The sequence below is a fragment of the Paenibacillus sp. LPE1-1-1.1 genome (assembly GCF_040676435.1).
Classification (GTDB): domain Bacteria; phylum Bacillota; class Bacilli; order Paenibacillales; family Paenibacillaceae; genus Pristimantibacillus.
On the sequence record NZ_JBEGHY010000023.1, the window covers coordinates 230,994 to 254,253 of the forward strand.

General features: G+C 45.4%; 17 protein-coding genes and 2 pseudogenes. 4 read left to right on the forward strand and 15 right to left on the reverse strand.

Features of this window, described 5'->3' with window-relative positions:
- Nucleotides 1-27 precede the first annotated feature (27 nt).
- From MRBLPE1_RS17730 to MRBLPE1_RS17770, 9 genes are all read right to left on the reverse strand, one after another.
- Complete coding sequence (locus MRBLPE1_RS17730) at nt 28-1,023, reverse strand: LacI family DNA-binding transcriptional regulator (RefSeq protein WP_364147784.1); 996 nt, start codon at nt 1,021-1,023, stop codon at nt 28-30.
- A gap of 7 nt (nt 1,024-1,030) precedes the next feature.
- Entirely contained in the window at nt 1,031-1,873 is an 843-nt protein-coding gene (locus MRBLPE1_RS17735) for a carbohydrate ABC transporter permease (RefSeq protein WP_364147786.1), read from the reverse strand.
- 12 nt (nt 1,874-1,885) lie between these two features.
- The gene (locus MRBLPE1_RS17740) at nt 1,886-2,821 is read right to left on the reverse strand and encodes a carbohydrate ABC transporter permease (protein WP_364147787.1); all 936 of its coding nucleotides are present in this window, start codon (nt 2,819-2,821) and stop codon (nt 1,886-1,888) included.
- Nucleotides 2,822-2,881: 60 nt separating this feature from the next.
- Nucleotides 2,882-4,264, reverse strand: a complete 1,383-nt coding sequence (locus MRBLPE1_RS17745) for an ABC transporter substrate-binding protein (protein ID WP_364147790.1) — start codon at nt 4,262-4,264, stop codon at nt 2,882-2,884.
- Between the two features lie 390 nt (nt 4,265-4,654).
- Nucleotides 4,655-5,584: an ArsR/SmtB family transcription factor gene (locus MRBLPE1_RS17750; protein ID WP_364147793.1), complete on the reverse strand. Its 930-nt coding sequence runs from the start codon at nt 5,582-5,584 to the stop codon at nt 4,655-4,657.
- A gap of 58 nt (nt 5,585-5,642) precedes the next feature.
- On the reverse strand, nt 5,643-5,780 hold the full coding sequence (locus MRBLPE1_RS17755) for a hypothetical protein (RefSeq protein WP_364147795.1): 138 nt from the start codon (nt 5,778-5,780) through the stop codon (nt 5,643-5,645).
- 159 nt (nt 5,781-5,939) lie between these two features.
- Nucleotides 5,940-6,524: a hypothetical protein gene (locus MRBLPE1_RS17760; protein WP_364147797.1), complete on the reverse strand. Its 585-nt coding sequence runs from the start codon at nt 6,522-6,524 to the stop codon at nt 5,940-5,942.
- Nucleotides 6,525-6,822: 298 nt separating this feature from the next.
- Nucleotides 6,823-7,527: a M50 family metallopeptidase gene (locus tag MRBLPE1_RS17765; protein ID WP_364147799.1), complete on the reverse strand. Its 705-nt coding sequence runs from the start codon at nt 7,525-7,527 to the stop codon at nt 6,823-6,825.
- 540 nt (nt 7,528-8,067) lie between these two features.
- Entirely contained in the window at nt 8,068-8,451 is a 384-nt protein-coding gene (locus tag MRBLPE1_RS17770; RefSeq protein WP_364147802.1) for a hypothetical protein, read from the reverse strand.
- A gap of 69 nt (nt 8,452-8,520) precedes the next feature.
- On the opposite strand from MRBLPE1_RS17770, the pseudogene MRBLPE1_RS17775 reads away from it, so the two are divergent.
- A pseudogene (locus MRBLPE1_RS17775) lies at nt 8,521-8,700 on the forward strand (IS110 family transposase); the annotation flags it as partial.
- A gap of 238 nt (nt 8,701-8,938) precedes the next feature.
- Here MRBLPE1_RS17775 and MRBLPE1_RS17780 read toward each other — a convergent pair.
- From MRBLPE1_RS17780 to MRBLPE1_RS17795, 4 genes are all read right to left on the reverse strand, one after another.
- Nucleotides 8,939-11,935: a S8 family serine peptidase gene (locus tag MRBLPE1_RS17780; protein ID WP_364147803.1), complete on the reverse strand. Its 2,997-nt coding sequence runs from the start codon at nt 11,933-11,935 to the stop codon at nt 8,939-8,941.
- Nucleotides 11,936-12,883: 948 nt separating this feature from the next.
- Entirely contained in the window at nt 12,884-14,266 is a 1,383-nt protein-coding gene (locus MRBLPE1_RS17785) for an IS110 family transposase (RefSeq protein ID WP_364147804.1), read from the reverse strand.
- A 501-nt stretch (nt 14,267-14,767) separates the two neighbouring features.
- A complete protein-coding gene (locus MRBLPE1_RS17790) occupies nt 14,768-17,860 on the reverse strand; it encodes an S-layer homology domain-containing protein (RefSeq protein WP_364147807.1) in 3,093 nt (1,030 codons plus the stop codon).
- Between the two features lie 466 nt (nt 17,861-18,326).
- Nucleotides 18,327-19,109, reverse strand: coding sequence for a hypothetical protein (locus MRBLPE1_RS17795; protein ID WP_364147809.1), 783 nt, complete (start codon nt 19,107-19,109; stop codon nt 18,327-18,329).
- Nucleotides 19,110-19,342: 233 nt separating this feature from the next.
- Between MRBLPE1_RS17795 and MRBLPE1_RS33165 the strand changes: the two are divergent.
- Nucleotides 19,343-19,474 (forward strand): annotated as a pseudogene (locus MRBLPE1_RS33165) (IS110 family transposase); the annotation flags it as partial.
- 348 nt (nt 19,475-19,822) lie between these two features.
- Here the strand turns inward: MRBLPE1_RS33165 and MRBLPE1_RS17810 are convergent.
- On the reverse strand, nt 19,823-20,587 hold the full coding sequence (locus MRBLPE1_RS17810; protein WP_364147814.1) for a hydroxypyruvate isomerase family protein: 765 nt from the start codon (nt 20,585-20,587) through the stop codon (nt 19,823-19,825).
- 1,039 nt (nt 20,588-21,626) lie between these two features.
- Nucleotides 21,627-21,947, reverse strand: coding sequence for a hypothetical protein (locus MRBLPE1_RS17815; protein WP_364147817.1), 321 nt, complete (start codon nt 21,945-21,947; stop codon nt 21,627-21,629).
- A gap of 383 nt (nt 21,948-22,330) precedes the next feature.
- Between MRBLPE1_RS17815 and MRBLPE1_RS17820 the strand changes: the two genes are divergently transcribed.
- Both MRBLPE1_RS17820 and MRBLPE1_RS17825 read left to right on the forward strand, forming a co-directional pair.
- Nucleotides 22,331-22,810 (forward strand): hypothetical protein, encoded by a 480-nt coding sequence (locus MRBLPE1_RS17820; protein WP_364147819.1) that lies wholly within the window; start codon nt 22,331-22,333, stop codon nt 22,808-22,810.
- Between the two features lie 16 nt (nt 22,811-22,826).
- The gene (locus tag MRBLPE1_RS17825) at nt 22,827-23,213 is read left to right on the forward strand and encodes a hypothetical protein (RefSeq protein ID WP_364147822.1); all 387 of its coding nucleotides are present in this window, start codon (nt 22,827-22,829) and stop codon (nt 23,211-23,213) included.
- Nucleotides 23,214-23,260: the final 47 nt, after the last annotated feature.

Sequence of the window (23,260 nt, forward strand, 5' to 3'; positions counted from 1 at the left end):
TTAGATTATGATTGTTTGTGAAACTGCTCAGCAGCTCTTTCGTTTGATTAAGACCGTGTCAAACACTTCCTGGTAAAATTCTTTCTCTACATCACCCTTGATTTTGTTCAGAATAATTTCAACTGCACGCCCCGCCATCTTCTCCTTGGCAATATTAATCGTTGTAAGCGGGAAGGGATAGAACAGCTGGGACTGGATATTATCGTAGCCAACCACCTTAATGTCCTCCGGTATGCGGATCCCCGCCTCCTGCATCGCATAAATGGCTTCTAATGCGACCAGATCGCTGAATGCGAAAATACCTGTATAATCCTTCCTGCTTCGCGCGAAATCCTTCATAACCGCATACGTATTTCCCATCGTAATTTCATGATAGACGACTAGGGAATGATCGAACGCTACACCATTATCGGCCAGCGCCTGCATATACCCCTTTTCCCTTTCCCGCGAGCAAGAAAGATAGCTGGGACCGGATAACATCAAGATCCTTCTTGCCCCTTTGCTTATCAAATATTCGGTTGCCAAGTAGCCTCCCCGAACATCATCGGTTATGAGATAATCGGTCTGCTCATTCTCGAAATGCCTTCCGACCAAAACAAATGGGATGTTGGCGTTCTTCAAGATCCCTACGCTTCCGGTACTGCCTTGAACCGGGAACAGAATGATGCCGTCCACCCCTTTGTTGATGGCCAGATAGATCGCCTGCTCTTCCATTTCCTGTTTCTCGCCGCTGTTTAGCACAACGATCGCATAGTCATTCTTCCTTGCATCCACTTCGATAAAGTTTGCCATAATAGAGAAAAAAGGGTTGGAGAGATCGCTTAGAATAACCGCAATCGTTTTCATTGAACCGGAACGCAGCCCTCTGGCAATGCCGTTAGGAATATACCCCATTTCTTTAGCTGTATGCAGGATGAATTGTCTCGTAGCTTCCGTCAGGTCGCCTTTCCCTTTTAAAGCTCTGGACACCGTGTTGATGCTATAGCCGGTTTTGGATGCGATATCTTTCAAACGTATCTTCATATTGCAATCAACCTTTTATTCCGGATAAGGTAACACCCTTTACAATATACTTTTGGAAAATGATAAAGATAATGATAATCGGAACCGAAGCGTACGCGTTTACCGTCATGGGCAAGGTTTCATCCTGGTTATAGGAGCTCATAAAAAACGGAATGCCGATCGGCAGCGTAAACAAATCTTCCGATTGAATAGCCAGAAACGGCCAAAGGAAATCGTTCCATGTCCCAAGGAAGGAAAAGATCATCAATGTAGACAACACCGGCTTGGATAATGGTATAAAAATATTCCACCACACTCGGAACAGACTGCAGCCGTCCATTTTGGCAGCCTCAACCAGCTCATTGGGCATCCCATCAAAAAATTGCTTCATGATTAGCACGCCGAGCGGTCCTGCAAGGCCCGGGAGAATAAGCGCAGCATAAGAATCAAGAATGTTCAAGCTGTTAGCCACCATATACAAGGAAACGATTGTCGCTTCTCCTGGAATCATCATGCCGCTGAGAATAAGCCAAAAGGCTAGCTTTTTATAGCTGAAATCGATTCTAGAAAGCGCAAACGCGGCCAAGGAAGCCATGATCAGGCTGAGTATCGGAACGATAACGGCGATAGTCAAGCTGTTCATCGTCCACTTGATAACCGGCGCATTCTCGAGAATATAAGCATAGTTCTCAAACGAGAATGGTGGCAAAAAGCGGTCGATCATATCCCCCATTGCGGTTCCTGGCGGCTTTAGTGAAGTGAATAACATGTAGATAATCGGAACAATAAAGATGATTGCCAATCCGTAAGCTGCAATGTACAGCATTATTTTCGGAAAAGTCCACTTTTTGGATCCAGCGAATTCGTTCATCTCTTCTTCCCCTTAATCCGTTTTTTTGCCGAAAACTTTAAACTGGATGAATGAGAGCACAATTAGAAAAACAAAGAAAATAAATGACATTGCAGACGATAATCCGAGATCGTTGGCGGTAAAGCCCGTTTCATAAATATATTGAATCATCGTTCGTGTTTCATTGCCGGGTCCGCCGCGCGTGACGAGCCATACCTGGCCGAAAACTTTAAAGGATGCGATAACCTGCAGCACGGTGATGAGAACAATCAATCCGCGCATCGCAGGCAAAGTAATAAATTTGAGCCTTTGCCACGCATTTGCCCCATCGAGTGTAGCCGCCTCGTAATGGTCAACGGGAATATCCTGCAGCCCTGCGAGCAGGACGATCATGTTGAAGCCCTGTGTCCACCAAAGCGTAATCATGACGATGGAAATCCAGGCAAAATGCGGCTCGTTCAGCCAAAAAATTTCCGTTTCCGGACTGAGTATGCCTAAGTTATGCAGCACCGTATTTAGCAAACCGGAATATGGGGCAAGAACGAATATCCAGATAAAGCTGACGACCGCTACCGATAAAATATTAGGCATAAAAAACACGGTACGCAGAAACGTTCTGCCCTTCACTTTCGAATCGAGAATCAAAGCAAGCAGGAAAGGCGTTAAGATCATAAATGGCGTTGAGATTAAGGCAAAATAGGTCGTATGCCATAAGGACGCCCAAAAATCCGAATCCTTGAGCGCATAGATGTAATTTTGAATACCGACAAACCCTTCCTTGCCAATCAAGGTCCAATCATGAAAGCTGACGAACAGTCCGTAAAATATCGGAATGATCGAGAAGAGAATAAAGAAAAAGAAATAGGGAGCAAGGAAGCCGGTTGCCAGCAATTCGTTAAACAGCTTCCTTTTTCGCTTGCCTATAGACATATCCGCCAAATTCGGATCCGTTATCGTTACCGGGTTCATGTTTCACCTCCAATCATGCAACGGCGTTATGTCACCATAACGCCGTTGCACGTGCATGTTTTATCGGTTCAGAAGTTTTTCCATGCTTTGTACGGCTGTATCCAAACCTTTATCGACAGGTGCTTTGCCGGACCAAATCGTGTCAAGCGCTTGGACGAGCTGGTCTTTCGCCGGCCACATTTTCGGAGATCTCGGCAAGTATACGCCATCGTTGCCTGCTTGCAGATAATCTTGGCGATACGGCAAGTTTTTGAACGCTTCCGACTCTACAGCAGTTGTGGATGGCGGAATATGTCCGGCCTTGGACCACTCGGCAGCATTGTCAGTCACCCATTTGGCAAATGTCATCGATGCCCTTACTTTATTCTCGTCTTGCCCTTTCTTCTGGATCGGCAGGATGAAATTGTGCGAATCAATCCATGTAGCAGGCTTGTCATAGATTTGCGGGAATGGTATGGCCCCGAACTCCAGCCCTTTAGTCGCTTCCAACGTGCTGGTAAACCATACGCCTGTTGGCAAAAGGGCACCTTTGCCTGCTTGGAACGTCTCGCCGATTTTTGGCATGTTTCTCTGGATCAAGCCACTCTCGAACAAACCGCTGATATATTCTGCAGCCTGCTTGCCCTGGGGATTATTTAGTGTCACCTTTTGGCCAGATTCATCGAACATGCCCTCTCCGCCAAGCTGGTTATAAAGCGCCCACCATATCCGGTACGGATCTTCGCCTGTGGAGGCGAGCAGCATATTTGCAATGCCTTTTGGAGCTCCGTCTTTGATTTTTTGCAGGAAGCTTTTAAATCCATCGGGGCCAGGCTCGATGATCGGTTTGTCACTTTCGTCCAGCAAATTCAATTCACGAAGAATTTTTTTGTTGTAGTACAGGATGAGCGGATGAGCGTCAAGCGGCAATGCGTATTGCTGTTCGTCAAACATCGTCGCGTTCACCATGTTTTCATTGAATCCGCTTAAATCAATGCCCATCGATTCGATATAAGGGTTCAATGGCTCGATAATTTTAAGATCCACTAGCTCGCTTAATTTGGACGTATGGGATATCGCAAGATCAGGTGCGTTTCCGCCAGAAACAGCGGTTTGCAGCTTCGTATAAAATTGGCCCCAATCCTGCGTCAATGCCTTAACTTCGATTTGTCCTTTATGTTCATCGTTAAATTTCTTCACGAGGCTATTCATGATTACGCCGTCTCCACCGCCGAACATGTTCCAATAGGTGATGGTTACTTTCTCGGCCGGAGCAGCGTCCGGTGTATTTGAAGCGCTTTCATTTGTAGCTTCCGTATTACCGCTATTGCCTCCATTGCCGCTACTTCCACTATTGCCTCCGTTGCCTCCGTTGCCTCCATTGCCTGACGAACATGCGCTTAACATTAATGACACAACAAGCAACATCCCTAGTACAATTGTATACAGTCTGGTACTTTTCATAGAAATCCCCCTCGAATAAATAATAAGAAACGAATGTTTATGCTTACATTGTTCTTCGGAAAATGGATAAATCATCGCTCCTTTCCCTCTTATTATTTTGGAGCATTAACGTTAACCCTAACGTTGATTTACACTCTATAAGAGAAAAAACGATCCGTCAACAGTTTTTTCTCATTTTTTTGATTGTTACCGAATTGTTGTAATGAATGAAGAATTCCGTCCTTCGAGCTTGAAAAATAGAACAAAAGAAATAGGCCGTCCTATCTAGGACCGCCCGTACATCTGTCGAATATGGCATTTTTTTCACGCATTTTTATAGACAAAATGACCGCGGATTATATATTCTTTTACATCATTCGCTGGAATGTTAGGATTATGAAACCATTCGTTTTACGTATCCGATTGGTAGATAATTCGCATAATGATATCTTGGTTATAATCGCCAAACTGTTTGCCGAATAGATTGATGCCTCCGATATGCTCCGCATTCTGCTTGATTCCGATTCGTAAACTGATGAACCTATTGTTGCTCAAATTGAGCTCGTTCAGCTTCACTTTGGAAATTTCTACATCATCAAGGAAGCTCCCCGCGTGGTCGACCTTCCACGTTTTAAGCAGCCCGTATTGCGTATGGTTATCGGGTATCCAATTCGGGTTCAGCTTTCCCCTTCTGTCGCCGAAATCACCAGGACAAGTCCATGTTCCGATTTCGATACCATTGATCCATATCGTAATATCCGACGGCCAATTGTGATCGTAATCTGGCGCTTCGGAGCATAGCTCCATCGAAAATTGTATCGATTTAATTTCTGCGTTCGTCTCAGACAACGGAGGAAATTTATAATCAACATATCCTCGGCTAAACCAGAGCAATTGTGCAGAAATTCTGCTCGGATGATAAAAGTGGGATGGCTCGTCCACCGGCTGTACAATGCCGGTTTCCGTAATTAAGCCGCAGGTTGGGTTTATTTCACAATCCGTGTAGCAGCCGACCGGCATTTCAATTTGGTAGACGCTCGCCTGATTATTGTAACCAGCGTTTACATTCAATTGCATATGTATATCGTCAAACGTTCTTGAGCAAACCTTCATCGTCCCTCTGGAAGCAGGCAGCACTTCTGTCACGATTATGCCTGCGTTTTCCAGCACTCGGATGTTGGAAGCGACCGTCGATACAGGCAAGTCTAACTTTTCAGCGATATCAACGATATTTTCCTGTTTGAAATTCAACAGCTTTAAAATATTTATACGGACATCCGAGGCAAGCGCATGCGCCACTTTTCTTAACCGCTCCGATTCATCAATCGACAACTCCAACATAAGGCATTGCTCCCCCTTCGATAGTACTAATTTCAGTTGCAAATTTCGACAAAGTTAATTAACCTTCAGACACATCTGCCCTTAATTCGCTCGCTACCTCAATCATCTTTGGAATCACCGCCTCATTTGTGCCGGATACATAAATATCTCCTTGATAATACCTGAATGGAATCGTTGTATCAACGCAGCTCCACATGAAAAAATCCCCCTCAATGGACATGCTGGTAGAGCCTGTCACCGTAAATACGGGAGTATAGGTGAATTCAGGATTGGACATAAAATATTGTTTACTCTCTTCCAAGCGCCAAATGTGGAGGAATTCCTACTATTTTGACAAAAAGGTTTTAGATTTCGATTACGTTTTTCTATCTAGGTGGTCATTGAGAATTCTGAATAAATCATCAACGTGTCGTTCGATCTCAGGATCCTTTAGTATGTGATGATTTTTACAGAGTGCTTCTGAATAGAAATTGATAATATCTACCGACTTCTGCAAGAGATCAGGCAAATCCCCATAAAGAATGGGGGCATCTTCTCCTAGCTTTAGACGATCTTTATCCAGAAAGTAGTTCTTATCTGGGTGTGCAAAATGTTTGTTTCTCCAGGTTAACAAGTTCTGCAGAAGTAGGGCCTTCTCCTCATAAAATTTTTGGTGAGTGGGTATCTCCTTAAGGACTCGCTTCTTATCGTTCTGAAATAGGTCCGCATTTACTTCAATCAGCTGAAAAAATTTGTGTATAGTACCGTAACTTTTGTTGCCTTTATCAAACAGTTTGGCGGTGCTGATGATGGAATCATTCTGCAAAGCATTCATCGATAGGGCAAAGAAAGAGGAAGCGATGGCTTGTGTTTTAGGGTAATCAACAAACTGATTATGAACGTACATGTACAATTTTAATTTATCGTGAGCATACTTTACTTCAAGAAAAAGTTGGATCATTATATCTGCGATGAAGCTGCTGGTTGTGTCACATCCCCATTATATGTCTATCATTTTGGTTTCGTAAAAAGATTAAAATAACCGATATACTAAAGGAGTCAAAAAAAGTTTGTAGAGCTTCTATTTTGTCCCTGGGGCTTCCTTCGTACTGAATTGTCATTCGGCAACAGCTGCAGCGTCGAAAGCGAGGCAACCTAGGCCGACAACGGAAAAAATATGAATTCAAAATGAATTTTGAATTCCGCCAGACTTTGGGAGCAGACGTCTAACTGCGCAGCCGCTTGCCTTCGTCTTGAAGCTAGGGAGCAACAAATTCATATAAGTCATTTACAGACTCAATTACAATGGAGTAATAGTCGGGCACTACCCCTACCATTATTAACGGTGTGTAAGCAATTATAGTGGTCGAAATAAGAAAGAACAGAATGCCCCAAACCTGCGGGGGGATTAAAGTCAATTCAAATAGATCGGTTGCGTCTCCGGCGTTCCGGTAATCACTGAAACTCAGGTGTGCAATTATTATTGAGCTGCTCATTGAATCCACCAAGATCACGGTCATTAGAATGTACAGAGGCCAATCTAAACTCACATCATACTTAATGGCCAGGATGAACCCTGCTATCAAAGGGGCTGACCAGATGAGACTTAATATGTCTCGAAGCCAGAGTAACACAGAGAGACAAAGCATGACAGTTAGAATCCACAATACGATTCTCCCGTACCCTCTAAAAAGCAGATAAAGCATAAACGAGGGGAAAATCGAAGCGAAGGGATACCCCGAAAATGCAGTGATCACCCTACCGCCCCACCATGTACTCATTACCTCTGCATACCCAGATGTATCAGCATTTAGTTTTATTCTCCGGACTCCTCCAAATGAAAGTATCGAGAACAGAGCGTGCCCAATTTCATGCACGAAGGTGTTTAAGAGTTTGGCATATTTATGTACAACGGGGATCTGAGTTATTACTGCGATCACGACAGCTGATATGAGTAAGTCCAATTTTGGCTCACCACCCTCTCAAGGTGCAAAACGTTCTCATGCCGGTTACTTGCCGAGGATCGACCATATGGTGAAGATTATTAATGTGCTGGCGATAGCCACTGCAAAAAAACAGAACAGAATGCGGTTTTATTTATTAAATTAGCGAATCTCTCCGTACGGAGTCGAGTTGCTTTGGCATCGTTACTAAATCGGACTGGAAACCAGGACAATAAATCATACTTTCACTATTCGCATTACTTTCCATTAACTAGTATTACTATATCGGAAAACGTTCGTTAAAAATAGAGCGGTATTAAATAAGAAAACCCGGCTCATGGCCGGTGATGGACTAATCAGATAATACGCTGAGGAGTTCATTTCGTAAGGGAGCGATGTTATGTTGCTGGGTCCTGTGATGAAAGAAAGATTCATCGGACCTCCCAATCCTAGACCTTTCGAAATCAGCTCTGATAATGTTGTGTTCACTGACGAATTCTCGAAGCTGGGGCGCAAAGCCCTCCACCTTATTCTTATAGGCCAGATTAATTAGCTGCTTTATTATCTGGAGTTGTTCATTAGGTTCTTGGGCTTTAGGACAATCAGATCCCGAGCAAACCATATCGTGAAGAAACAACCGCGTGAAAGATGCCCTACAGTGTAGTCGATTGAATCGGCTTTGGTTACGACACCCGCCGAAGGAAGTGATGAAGCGAAGGTGTTGAGTTCTTTGAGGAACCCGTTAGCATCGTAACGGTTAATGATTCTCTCTGGAGTCACTTCGCTTGTCTTTTCGCCAATGAAGTGAAATTCACAGAAACTGAGGAATTCGTTGATGAGCAACGTATTGCGGTGCACACTCTGATATTGAAGCCGTAGTTCTTTAAAGAAATCGATCGTTGATCGCCAAGTAAGAACGATCTCTTCGACTTGTTGTGCCGGCACCCGCTTGAATCTTTTCTTGTGAGCATTGAGTTGAGGTCGGGTTAATCCCCCTACCCCGCGCTTACAACCTTATATCTGGCCGTACGATGCGGTCTGCGCAGCTCACGCAACCAAAAACTCAGAGCCTTTTACGATAAAAAGCGTGCCGAGGGCAAGCCGTTTAAAGTGGCTGTTATTGCCTGTAAAAATAAGCTAATTCACTGGATTTTCGCGATTCTTACCCATAAAGAAGCATTTCGTCTGACCTAAGCAGGAAACACTATCCTGCTTAGGAAAGCTTCCCCATCCACCTATGGATGGTTATTTGGCATGCTCTTTTTTCAATATAACATCATGGGCTTTATTCTTTTAGTTTTAAATATTGACAAGCTATTAGCTAGAATAGCTTAATGGTTGAGCAGCTGATTTATTGCAAAATAGCCTGCCTGAACGGTATACAAGTTCAGGTAGGCTATTTTTTGTGTCACAACATATCAAACATTCTGTTTCATATACGTTTTGATCCAAGGTTATTTATCGGCTTGTTAGGCTTCACCTTTCTCATATCAACGGTATATGCCGGTTCCAGTACGCCATTATTGGCAATGTCATAGACATAGACTTCAACCGGTTTAAGCCCGGGTTTAAGCGGAATCGGAACACTAAAGCTGCCATCCGGGGCTATAACGCCATCCGCTTGCACCCATCCTTTATCATAGTATAAAGCGGCAACTCCAATCGCTGAATAATCGCCGAACAGGTCAATCATAAAATCACTCTCAATATGTCCGGTAATCGTGCCTATGCCACTCTGTGCAGTGACAGCCGGATTAGCCAGTTTTGAGACCGGTGCGTTCACGTCAATGACAAATGGAGATGCCTGTTCCTCCAGCGGTACGGCTGCCGTATCGTCTCCAGCCCAAGGAATGATCACATAAAAGCCTTCCTCTAACGGGGCCGAGCCTGCGTCATTCGTTACGATGCCGTCCCAAGCCTCAATCGTATAGCTTCCGGGATCGATGCCAACGCCAGCCTCTGTAATAGTTCCTTTCCATTGTGAAGTAACAGCGTCGTATACATCTAATGAGAAATAGGATGAAGCCAAATTCACTTTGAACGCAATATCCGTCGTATCCGTCATCCCATCACCATTCGGCGAGAAGAAAAGAGGGTCAAGCGCTACATTGGATATAGCATCCGGTATGTCAGCCTCGCCAACGTATACGGCGAATGGAACTTGGAGGGTATGCCCTCCTCCAGCTTCGGTCAATACAATTTCACCCTCGTAACGTCCGTCGGCCGCATTTTGGTCCACTTGCAAGGTTATATCAAATTGAGTCGAGCTTCCGGCGTTTACTGAGACGTTATCTTGGCTGGCTGTAATACTACCGGCGGAAGAACCGTGCCAAGTCGAAGTGATGGTGTAAGAGGAAGCGGCTCCGGCAATATCTTTTACGGTAATGGTTCTCTTATCAAGCGCTCCGGCATCCTTCTGTCCGAAGGAGATGCTTCCGGTGAAATACGGCATGCTCTCCAAGCTTGGCACCGCGGTCGTTGCTTGTTCCACCATAGCTACCGCTTTCGCTTCAATCGTATGCCCGAGGTCTGCTCTGCCTGCCCCTTGTTCCATATGCGAATAGCGTTGGCCTTCACGGTCGGACAATTGGAGTGCGTTATTCATCAATAAGGACTTTACTTCAAACGGATCCATCGAGCTGTCCTTCTGTAATAACAGCGCAGCGGCTCCGGCGATATGAGGGCTAGCCATACTCGTTCCTTGCAAATCGGCGTAGGCATCCTCATAGTTTCCGTCAAAAGCAGGAACCGAGGAGCGAATCGCCACGCCAGGGGCCGAAATATCCGGCTTGATCGTCAATCCCGGCAAAGTCGGTCCGACCGAACTGAATTCCCCCATTAAGTCCTGCTCAAGCTCAATGCCAAACGTAAACGGGTATGACTCCGCCGTATCTGTTTGAGCTTTGAGAGCCAGTCCATCTTCTTGCGAAATGCTCACAGTAGGGACATAATCGCCTTCCGTTCCTAAGGTGCCGCCAAAGTTTCCGGGTTCATTGTTATAAATAATAACGGCGACAGCACCGGCGGCTTGCGCATTCAATGATTTCTCGGCAAATGAGATCGAGCCGCGGGAGATTAAAGCCGCTTTTCCAGTCAAATCTTTGCCTTCAAAATCCTCAGGAGTGCCTAATCCGGTAAATACTAGATTTAAGGCTTGACCTTTCAAATCTCCTAACTCCGGAGAAAATGTCATAATGCTCGCAAAAACCTTCTCTACTCCGTCCGCTTGTATAGTTGGAACATTGAGCGGCGGCGAGGAAGCTCCGACAGATATAGCCATATCCGCTGTTGCCGGGGAACCGACTGTATAGGAGTCGGGTCCGTCGTTCCCGTTCGATGTAACGGCAACAACTCCGCCGAGCATCACATTATTCAGTGCAATGGAGGTTGCGTCATACTGATCGTTTACGCTGCTCCCTAAGGATAAGTTAATGACATCCATGTCATCCAGAACGGAACGCTCTATAGCAGCAATAACATCCTCCGTTGATCCAGTACCGCCGGGCCCTAGAACGCGATAAGCATATATATCGGAGCCATACGCTACGCCGCGCACCCAACCTGTCCCGCTATCGGGATTGAGAGGATCTCCCCGGCCCGCAATCGTACCCGACACGTGGGTGCCGTGGTCTGTAGCTGCCTCAGGATCGTCCGGATCCGGAAGCGTCTCCATCGGATCTGAATCATCGTCTACAAAGTCGTATCCACCTTTATAAGCGGAAGCTAAGCTGGGATGATGATAATCGATTCCAGTATCCAATACGCCTACCTTAATTCCGGCTCCGTCCAAGCCAAGATCCCAGTAGAAATCGGATCCCATAAAAGGCGCGCTTTCATCCATATTCGGCGTGATACTATCCATTGGAGACACCTTATATTCTATATTCGGATAGATGGCTTTTACGCCCGGCAGCGTTAACAGGCTGTCCACTTGATTGGCGGGTATCTTTAAAGAGTAGCCGTTAAATACATGTTTATATTGTCTCTTTGGCTTTGCGTTCATTTTGGCCAAAACTGCAGCGAAATCGGCTTGTTCCGTGGATAATTCACTTTGATGGACCGCACCGGATTTCTTCAGACCTTTCTTTGCTTTCACTTGATAAACGGAAACGGGGTCCGTCTTCAACTCGGCAATGACTTCGATTGGCTCCGTGCTGTCCGAAGAAGGAACAAAATTTTTCGGCTTGATCGTCTGCGTTATAATAGCATTATTATTGCTGCTTGCCTGTTGCTTCATCGCTTCCAATTTCAATGAATGATCGAATGGCGAAGCATTATTTGCCGATGGCAGTGTCAATTGGTCAGCGTGCAGGGAAGAATGAAGGAGCTTTGCTTCGGCAGCCGTTCCAGCTGCTGGGGAAATAAGAGAAAATAGAATAGCGAACAGGAATGAAAGGGCCAATCCTTTTTTTCTAAACTTTTGGTACATCTAATCCCTCCAATACCATTTTTCTGAAAACAAACGGACTACACTATTCCCTTTAATCCGAATGTCACCCCTTTCCCCTACCGACTTGTACTGTTTCAGTGTAAATGATGAATTTTAAATAATTTGTTGAAATCTCTGAAAATTGAAAAATAAGTAGATTTCCCTATAATTTGGCGCGTGAGACTTCGACAAAAAAAGCCCATCCCTAATGAGATGGACTACTGCTTATAAGCGATGAGCCAGTTATATGCGTCTTTGAAACTATGCCGGAGGTTATCGTAGCTTAAAAATTGGTAAAATTTCTTCATTTAATCAGACGAAAATAAAGATTTATTGTTGCACAATCCTGCCCGTTAGCTTAATGACGCATCGTTAATCAAAAACTTTATTTTCTCTAATACGATTTATTCATGAATATTACGGCAGCACGTTTGTTTTTTAGAATGTACGAACTTGGACATCATTCGCCGTCGGGAATGGGACTATATTCTTGACACTAGTCGGGAATGGGATCAAGTTCTTGTCATCAACCAATGTCAAGAACTTGATCCCATAAATAAAAAAACCGCTATTTGCGCGGCTTTAATGGGACAATATTCTTGACTTCCGACATCTATTGTTGTGCAGCGACACAAATATGCTTAATTACGCGACACAAATTTACTTAAATAAAAAATCGCGACACAAAACTACTTTAATAAACTAAAAAGTTTTGGGTCGCGTCCCACTCTCATTAAATAATTATTGGTTGTTACGTCTTCGTTTCTTTATCGAGTCGAATGGACATGTTGCATAATGGAGATTCTTCAGTTGAAAGTCTCGATCGTTCTGCCACCATTGAAATTCTATAATATCATCGTTATTTATCTTCAAAATAAAGAACGGCAGCTTTTCGTATTTAAACGGCGGCCGATGATAGATATAACAATTCCATTCTTCATGTATTTTTTATTTCTGCTTGTAAAGGTTTGAGTGTGTTTTAATAATGTGGCGCTTTACATTTACTAACGGAGTATTATTTTCAAGCGAGCTAATCAGATATTCCATGAGGTTGGGTACTTTATCCAGATCGAGTTCGCGAATAAAAATGAATGATTTTAATTCTGCTCGTTCATTCTCATCCAATTGAATCCAACGATTAACTAGGGGAGACGAGATTTTGGGCTTGTGCTCCCTCCACCTCTTAAAAGAAAGCAATTCATCATACAATCTGTTGCCACATTTACATTGAAAACCAGTGCAATCATCACTTAAACGATACGGTATGAGCTTTAAGCATTTTGGACAATAATCGTAAAGCTTTGATTTTGGGTGAAAAGGACATTGATGAATGAGGGTAAATTGGTGCAAAATGCTATGATACCCCTTCCGGATACATCGCCGGCAGTAAGTTACATGCTCGCGAATAAAATGATCTCCTGGGTATGTTCTTAATATGCGAAGCTGCTGAGCCATTGGAATCTCAGAAAGCAGAGATTCGATGTCCTTTTCAATCTGTTCAAGCATGGTTGTAACTCGTTCATACTCTTCAATAAGCCGTATTAAATCTGCCTTCGATTCTTCTACTGCGGTCCGATCTCCGACACTGCGTTTAGCATGAGCGATGAGCTGTGCAGCCTTCTTCATCCCCGTAGAACCCCCAGCGCGCTGCATATGAGTTCTCCAAGCACTGATCACATCCGGTATTGCATACGTCTCCAAATCCTGTGGGCACGGGAATGTCTTGAGGGTCGCCAATAATCGCTTACAGGTCCAGTCTTTGAATACGGATGGATACTCAGGAAAGCGAATGTCCAGCCAGCGTATGATTCGATTCTGCAGACGTACACTGTTCGACACCCAGAATTCGCGATCACTCATTATGGTCCGTAAGCGTTGAAACACAACCGATTGACGCGTGTACTCGTAGTAGAAGCCAAGGCTGACAGAGTCTGCGATGACAAGAGCATCTTTGGGATCATTTTTTGATGGACTGTTATCCCGGTTTTCTTTGTTTCTCTTGGTCGTAGCAGGGTTAACCATAACCACATGTAATTCCTTATCTGCTAACCAGTTGGCCAGGTTAAACCAGTAATGGCCGGTTGGCTCCATACCGATGATGAGCTTCTTTATTCGGTGTTTCTGCTGTAACTCCGTCATCCAGCGGTTCAATTTTTCAAAACCTTCAATGCTATTTGAGAATGAGAGATGTCGATTGGAAACCACGATCCCTTGGAAATTCGTAGCTTGTGCTACATGCGTTTCTTTGGCCATGTCGATCCCTACGACGAGATGCGAGGTGGTCATTCGTTCAATCCGTTGATTTTGTGCGTCTGATTGCTTAAACTTCATAGTAAGAGCGCCTCCTTGATGTGTTGTCGACAAACCCATCATACCGAGGCGCTCCTTTTTTGACAAAGGCTATTTCTTAGCCTTAACAGGAATGTTTAGCGTAACGAACAAGTATGTCATCCTAGTTAAGCCCATCTTCTGAATAAGATAATGACCTTACCGAATAGTGCTAGGAATACATTTATATCCACGTTTGAAACGATTTATTGACCATCTTTACATTATTCATTTTTGCCCAACTCTTTAAATCCGTGATACCTCTATCTTCATCCTTTGAATACCTAAATGCCATATCCGCGGGGACGATTTCCCTCCTGTAAGGTAATATCCCGATAACAGGTCATCTAGATTAAAGACGCAGAAAGACCGCCAATCTGGCGGTCTTTCTGCAAATATAAGAATTTATAAGTTTTGCACTTATAAAAATGGCTTATATTTCATCGCGAAACGAGCTTATACCGCCTAAGGACGGCATAAGTCGTTCACACTTGGCATCACGCCTTATTTTTGGCTTAAATCGTAATAGAACATTGGCCGTTCCCCGAGAAGGACCTTGTAGATGTCGTAGTTGGTCGCCATGACCTCTTTCAAGTATTCCTTATAAGGACGGTCGGCGACATTCACAAGGCCCGAGTTATAACGTTCTCCCCAAACGCCTTCCCAATATCTGCCCAGAGCAGCCTGGTCGACGTAATTGAACACATGAGCGCCCACAATGTTGTCTAGACTGGCCGCCGCCTCTAAATAATTCCGGTAACGCGTTCCCCTCTGGGACTGATTCTCGGCGGAATTCTCAAGAAGCGGATCCAAGCCTTGTTCCGTCGTGCCGAAACCGAATTCGCTAATCAGAATCGGTTTGCCGCCCGATTTCGCGTACACGTCCTTCAGAAGGTCGGCATCCAGGTTATAGCTGTAATAGTTAATGCTGATGACATCCACGTATTTCCCTTCCAACTCCGCCATTATGCTCCGAAACTTCTCGTTATGGAACGGCGTCGTTAACCATCGGTCTCCGAGAAGAAGATGATTCGGATCATATTTGCGGTAGAGCCGCGAGACCGTTCCGTAGAACGTATCCAGATAATACCTGAAAAAGGCGTCCATATCGCGCCAGGCCGCCGACGTCTTGATCGGAAGCTCCGCTTCCTTCAAATCCTCAAAGGATTTAAAGTTTGTCTGCCATTCGCTATTAAATTTGTCTATGTCTTGATATTTATCCTTCAGCCTTTTAACCAAACGTCCTTTGATCGCCGCTTCGCTTGCCTTCAGCTTCGGCACATGGGAATAAAACTTGTGGAAATCGTATTCGTTGTCGATGAAATACCCGATCAGCATCGGATCGTCCTTCGTCGGCTTGACGACCTGCGCAAACGACTTATCAAGCTTGGCCACCGCATCCGGCGCGAAAATGTCGAATAGCGAAATCCCGTTTATCTTCGCCCAGTTCATGCTGGCGAGCGGCAGCATCCGCACGTAAGGCAAGTTGTTCTCGCTGCCGTATTTGTCGGGCGAAAAGCCTCCTACGCTGTTAAATCCCCATTTTTTGATGCGCCCAGCCGCTTCCGAATAGACCGCATGCTCGGTTGGGACTTTTCCTGTTTTCAAATATTTGTTCGCCAAATAGTACGAAAAGTTATTGGAACCGTTATAAGCCGTTTTATATTCCCCAAGAATGGACGGAATCGATTCGAACAGCTCCTCCCGCCCCTTTACCATCGTAAAGGTTTCATTGGCCGTTAGTCCGTTCACGCCTAAGCTGAAGAAGAGATTGCCATCCGGCGTCGTCATCACTTTGCGGCTTCCCATCTGCTGAATGGCGAAAAAGCCCTTTTTTTGCAAGCCGTATTTGGCCGCGCTGCCTGCCAGACCGCCGAAACGGTCACGGCCTGAAGGAGGCGTTAAACCGGCGTAATAGGAGGCGTCCGCCTCGGCATCCGCTTCCACCTGCAGCTCGGTTGTCACCTTCCCGGGAAAATTAGCCGATATCATTTGACCGAATCGGTCCACTTGAATTTTATTGCTAGCGTTGAGCTTGGTTTTGCGGATGGGACTCGGTACCAGGCCGTCTTTCACAGCATAGGTTTCGAGCACGCTGTACCCCGTAAGCTGGAACGGCCCGGTGTAGAGCTGATACGCAGGGGCGTTGTCCTTGCGGTAATAGATTCGGGCCCCTTGGGTCGCCGAAGAAAGCTCGACCTGAAGCGATTCGACGTTTCGGGTCGAGCTGACGTCGATGGAAGCGGTGCTTCGATTGATCGAAACCCTGGAAAGCTGCGGCGACCAGGATTTGGCAACTCCATGCAGCTCGATTTTCAAATAGCGCGTCCCTGCCGGCAGCGAAAAAGCTTCATAGGCGTACTGCTGCCAATCACCCGAAGGATTGCCGACCGGATAGGCTTTGATCGGTATTTCCTTATACGTTTTCCCGTCCGCCGAGGCGAACGTCTTGCTCTTTTCCAGCTCGACTCCGGTAAAAAAGTAGCTGTAAAAGAGCACGGAAGCGATATCGTATTCCGTATGGTAAACGATGCTTCCCGGCGCCGTCGACGTTCGCGCGATCCGTTTCGCGTCGCTGCCGAAGTTAGCGGGATGGTTTGTAGCGATGTACATATTCGTGCGGGTCGCCATCCGTTTGAAGCTTTCGAGCGGGTCGTAAAGGCCTACGGACGGCCCCGGAGGCGTTACAGCCCCAACCTCGTACTTGTATACGGAAACGCCGCTGACTTCCGTTTTGCCGGAAACGGGATGGTAAACCGCGCATGTCTTCAACTGAAGCCCTCCTAGTACCGGAATGGGCGAAGTATACGGTTTACGGGCGGACGATGTCCGGGGATCGCTGCCATCCGTCGTGTAGTAGATGGCCGCACCCGGTCTGGCGGCGCTCAGTATCGCCATGCTTCCGTACGGAACGCTTCCCGAAGGCAAGCCGGACGTAACGCCGTTCACCGGAATCGCGGCCAGTGACAGGCTGCCGGGAATCTCTTTCATCGACAGGTCGATTAAGGCGGCTGCTTCCTCGCGGGTCATCGCGTCCTGCGGCCGGTACGACCACGCGCTGGAATCCCGGGTAATGTCCGAACCGTACCAGCCGTGGGCAATAATGCCGCTGATTTCTTCCGCCGCCCAAGTATTCGGCTTATCGCTGAAATTCAGCGCGCCGCCCGGAGCGAGACCCTGTTTTTTGGCATACCGCCATACCATAACCGAGGCTTCTTCGCGTTTGACCGGCTCATTCGGTGAAAAAGTCGTAGCGGAAGTGCCGTTAACGATGCCCGCCTGATAGGCGGCGCGTATATAGGCGGCTGCCCAGTGATCCCGGATATCCGGGAAGGGTACCGCTCCTCCTTGGTCCTTCAGTTGAAAAGCGACGGAGACGAATTTGGCAAACTGGGCGCGGGTCAGCGTCTGTTTCGGACCGTAAATCCCTTCGGCGATTCCGTCCGCTATGCCAAGCGTCTTCAAATCGCGAATATAAGCGAAATAGGGGCTTGTATCCGGCACGTCTTTAAAATCCGCTGTCGCTGCGCTGAATCCCGTGCACGGCAATGATGCAAGGGCGATCATTGCGGCGACTGTAATCGATAATTTTCTCATCCAGGCTCCTTTCTTACTAAATTTATCCACCTCCATTATAAAAATCGGGCCTGTCCAAAGATATAAGGGGGTGCCTGTTAGCGTAACGAAGGGCTACCACGCGGCAGCCCTTCGTTGTTTACTATCTATGGTATTTCTTCCAGCCGTGTCACTTAGAGGTGCTCTATCCTCATTCCAGTAGCCATATTAATTCTGATGTCCCGATGTCTTTCTCAGCTATTATAGGTAAGTTTCTTGCGTCGCCTAATTTTTCAATCCGCAATCCAAACGGTTTAAGCATTTCTTTCCAATCGTTTGAAGGCGGCGAATTTGAAGCAGCATGACTAAGATAATCAGTAATGATTTGTTTTAGTTGTTCATTATTTATTTGACTTTGGTCATATTCAATTCCAACCTTAAATATTTTCTCACTTGAGTCGGAAGCGAACGCCGTAGTAAAATAATAATCTCCCCTTTTCTGCGAAGCTTATTTATCTAACATTTCCAATACCTCTTTACTTACCTCTTCATAATGAATCCCTTTAATATCCCCAGATATGGCATCCATGTTGATGATAATACGATCAACGCCATCTTTGTCTTTGTGAATAGCATAAAACATAACGGTCCACATTCCATCGCTTAAAATGGCGTCTTCCGATTCGATGAACATATCCTCTTTTTCATGTTCGTCAAACCATTTCATCACTTCTATATTTTCTTTTGCGAAATCTTTTGCTTGATCCACGGTCATTATTTCAAGGTCTTTGTCCATCATCAATTCTAATGGTAATGACGAAAAGACTCTCTCATTGTCATGCATTTGGAAGGAAAAAGACACCTCATACATGCCGCTTAATGCACTCACAGTTCGTCCATTCGTTAAACTAACCTCGCGTTTAAATGTTATTTCTTTTTCAAATGTTTCGTTCGGTTCCATTTCCCTTAAATCATTGGGATCAAACATATCATCACAACCTACTTCTTTTTCATCACGGGTAATGAGGTGCGAATGGGCGTCTTCCTTTTTTACAGATATACCAAAAGGAATGCCGCAACGCCCATTATAAATAATTGTCTTCCCGCTGTTATTGGTAATCGATGCATCTACTTTAATGTTTTTGCCTACCTTTATATTAGCTTTTATTGCAAGCCCATTCTGGTTATAGTCGTAGGTAAGAGTCTCCTGCTCGCCATATGCTGATTGCCTATTCGCCCCGCATCCAGTAACGGTTAAAATTAAAAAAAGAATCAAAACGAATTTTTTCATTCCGCCACCCCCTAATTATCAGAACGAACGTACAAGCATGATAGTTGCACAAAACCGGTCGTTAGTTGAGCGAAGGGCTGCCACGCTGCAGCCCTTCGCTACTGAACTATCGTACCCGTTAGAATTCCTGTAAAACGAATAATTTGGTGTTTGAACAAAAAAGAGCGCCTCTGTACGATGGGGTTAGGCGCGAGGTAATTGCCTCAAAAAGCCCATCAGGAGGTCGCTCTACTATGAAGTTTAAGGCACAAGACAAGCAAAATCAACTCATTGAAAACATTACCGTTCACCATCTGGTCGTCGGCGCAGACATTGCCCAAGAAGTTCATGTGGCTCGCGCTGTCAGCTTTCGAGGGGTTGCGCTGTCATTTGAGAGTAATATCATGTTGCTTCTGCAACGATACTGTCAAAATATATATCACCCATGTATATTTCAAGACGCCATTTTCCTTTTTTATCTCCTTCTTGCTCCAGAATAAACTTGGCTTCGCTTCACGCATCTTCTTTTCGTTTTTTGCTTTGAAAGGCTATGCTACCGGCTCCATTATTTCGATTAAGCAAGTTCCCAGACATCGAACTGCAAAACCGTCGCATGAGCTGATTCACCGTACAACCTCACGCCCGTGCTTTGTTCCAGCGTCGGATAAACCCTAGTAGAAAGGCTTGTCTTTTCGCAACATAAAAAAGCCCGCCGCCACGGCAGGCCCACAGGCTTATAGCCATTCACTATACGCAGCAGCCATTCGCTGCAAACTTTCCACCGGATCACCTGCCGTAAAATACTCCAGGCCTACATACCCTTGATACCCGGCTTCTGTCAACCGCCTAAAAATGTACGGGTAATGAAGCTCACCCTCACCGAGCTCACCTCGGCCCGGATTGCCCGCCGAATGAATATGCCCGACCCGCTCCAGCATACGGAGCAGATTCGTCGTCACATGCCCTTCGGTAATCTGTTGATGGTAAATATCGAAGAGCATTTGCACTTGCGGATGACGGACTTCCTGCAGAATATCCCAAGCCTCCTGGGAATAGGACAAAAAATAGCCGGGATGATCGATAAGGGTATTCAGCGGTTCTACGGCCAGCGTCACACCGGTCCCCTCCAGCAGAGGAAGGCTCGCACGGAGTCCTTCTACTAAGCTCCGCCGCTGCTCCTCCCGGGGTACACCGGCTTGCTCACTGCCCACTGTCAAGATGAGCGTTCTGCACTGCAGTCGCTTCGCCACCTCCAGCGTTTCTTTCAATCCATCCAGATAAGCCGAACGTGCGGAGGGCTCTGTCAGATTCGGTTGCTTCACACAGAAGGCACTGAGCGATAAATCCAGTTCCTGTGCCAGCTTCGTCATCAGACCTAAGTCCTTCTTCTCCCAGCCCCAGAACTCGAAGGCCCGGAAGCCCTCTTCCTTCACCTTACGAAGACTGTCTTCCAATCCTTGCTCGCGAAACACGGAATCGATACATACCGATAACTTCACACGTTACAACCTCCCATATAGCACGGCTCCAGCTTACTTTGTAAATCAGAACCAGCCAAAATCGAAACTCGAGCCCGGCAGGAAGAGAAAGGTCACCTTCTGCATCCCCGCCACATGTGTCCAATGCAAAGCATTGCTCCTCATATCCCTCGGTCCTTACGAATTCGACCAATTACTGTCGTATTCCTTCCGGACTCGTGAAGCGAAGTTGAATCGTGTTCTTCTCAATCGGTGATCTGCCGTAACGACAAGCTTCGCGGCACCTTCGCCCCCAAAATCCATTTGTTCGAACTCCAAAGAATCGTTATTGCCGATCGTTTGCTACTATAAGAGTAAGCGCAGCAATTACTTACGTTTCGTTACGGAGTTGTCGACCGTAGCGCCTGCTCATCCATGTGTATTTTTAACTATCGTTCCCCGTTAGTTCAATTAGTCAGAGGGGTAAAAATGCAGGTGTTTATTTTTTACTGATTGTACTTACATCCTAATGTCATAACCAATAATTTTATTTGCATCTGTGTCGATATAAATACCGAGTGAACCTAATAGGGGATCAAAAGTAGTCTTAAATGAGACCCGAGCTATGCTTTCAGGTTTTTTTTTAGTTGTTTTTAACCCAATGTCATCCCACTTAGCTAGGGTGACCTCTGCTTGTTTCCAGTCACCAATAACTGTTTTTTCTCAGCTTCCTCCAATGAATTCCATGCGATCTCTCGCATCTCCATTTGATCTAATGACTTTGACTCTGTTGTTCCTTTACTGCAACCTATAAGCGTCATCATTAATACGAAACACATTAACATTAGTTTAATCTTCAAATATACACCTCCTGAGCTATCACGTTTAATAGTTTGCTTGAATCTTCTACCATTTATTAGACGAAAAAAAGTTCTATTTGTTCCACTATACTGCCCGTTAGCTTAATGACGCATCGTCAGTCCATGAATATTACGGCAGCACGTTTGTTTTTTAGAATGGACGACATGGTACATCATTTCCCCGTCGGGAATGGGATCAAGTTCTTGTCATCAACAAATGACTAGAACTTGATCCCATTAATAAAAAAAACCGCAATTTGCGCGGCTTTAATGGGACAATGTTCTTGACTTCCGACAACATTCAGGTCTTCTTCAAAGTTAATGTCAGGACCTTCTTCGACATTTACACGAGTCTGAATGTAAGCCAAAAGTTGTGTAGCTTTATCCAGTTCACCATTTGTCGCCTTAATGTATGACAAGAGGTAGTAGGTATAGAAATATGGTTCCTCATTGGTATCGATGTAACCGTCCATCTCTGTTGGTACAACTGAATGTTGGATTTTCACGATCCCCCCTTGTATTTTCACTTCTGCTATACTCATCAACTAACCTCCTGAAAAAAGCCTCGGGCTGTTTTAAGGCCAAGGACGCTGCGATAAAGCATTTGTTTCATCTATAGGTTAAATCACCACGAGCAGAATTTTAGCCCAACGCCGTGCGAAAGGCATAATTGAAGCAGCAACTGGACACAAGCTTATAATCCTCGTTGCTGCCAATTTGAATTTGAATCTACTCGCCGGAATTCATAGTCTGCCCGTCGTTGAACCGAAAGACCATCGTCGCCTTACGGTCGTAATAATAGCTAATCGTGTTCATACTTATTCTAAATCGGAAATAATCTGGTTCGTTGCTACGTTTTCCTCATTAATATTGATGCTCGGCAAAAGGTCTTCCACCAATCGCAAACATATTCGAGGTGATCGCAATGTATCAAAATCCAGGCTTTATTAAAAACCTTATTGTTTTTATCGCCGGCGCTATTTTCATCGGCACCGACTTTTTCAGTACTTTCAACTTGGACCAACCCTTAAGGTATCCAGTTGGAGGTTACATGGTCATCTCTGCGTACTATGCCAGGATATTCGGGTCCGCGCGATTTGGCAACGTGTATTCACTTGTAGTCTTTTGGATGCTCCCATTCGCTGCAATTTTCTGTTTGGCGGCCTCTCTCATTTACGGGATCGTAATGTCCGTTCCTAAATTCATCATGTCATTCATTAAATGGAAAGCTTCGAAAAATCGCAGCTTAGTGCAGGAAACCGCATCTGGACATGTTAGCCCATTCCCTGTCATGGCGAAACCGACACATCAAAACGTAGCGCAGCCGATCCGTGTTCCTAAACGTTCCATCATTGTTGTGTTTCCTGGTGAAAAAGCGAAGACCTCTTCCGCTAATTTGCGGTAAGCAAAAGACAGCAAACGTGACTTTGTCTTATGAGGATACAAGGGACGGTTATTCCTACTGGTCCGGATCTGATCCATCAACGAGTACGACGGTGCGGGCTTATCAAAATTCAGAGGACACCAATTTAGAAGTCATTCAAAATATTGACCATATAACCAGTTGGGATACTGGATCCGGGGATTACAATAAGATCAGCGATGAATATGTAGGAGCAAAACAAACTGTTTCGGTTAATTTAGACATTTTATCGGCCAATGGCACCTATGGCGATAGCTATTCCATCGCTCTGACGCCGTTTCACAACACTTGGGATTATGACGATCCTCGGGAGCCGGACCATGTAACGCGGAATTGGGGACAATACAACAGTTACTCCGGTATAAGCGAAGGAGTAGCGCCATAAAATAAGGAAACATGACCTATATGACGGTCATGTTTCCTTTTTTCATA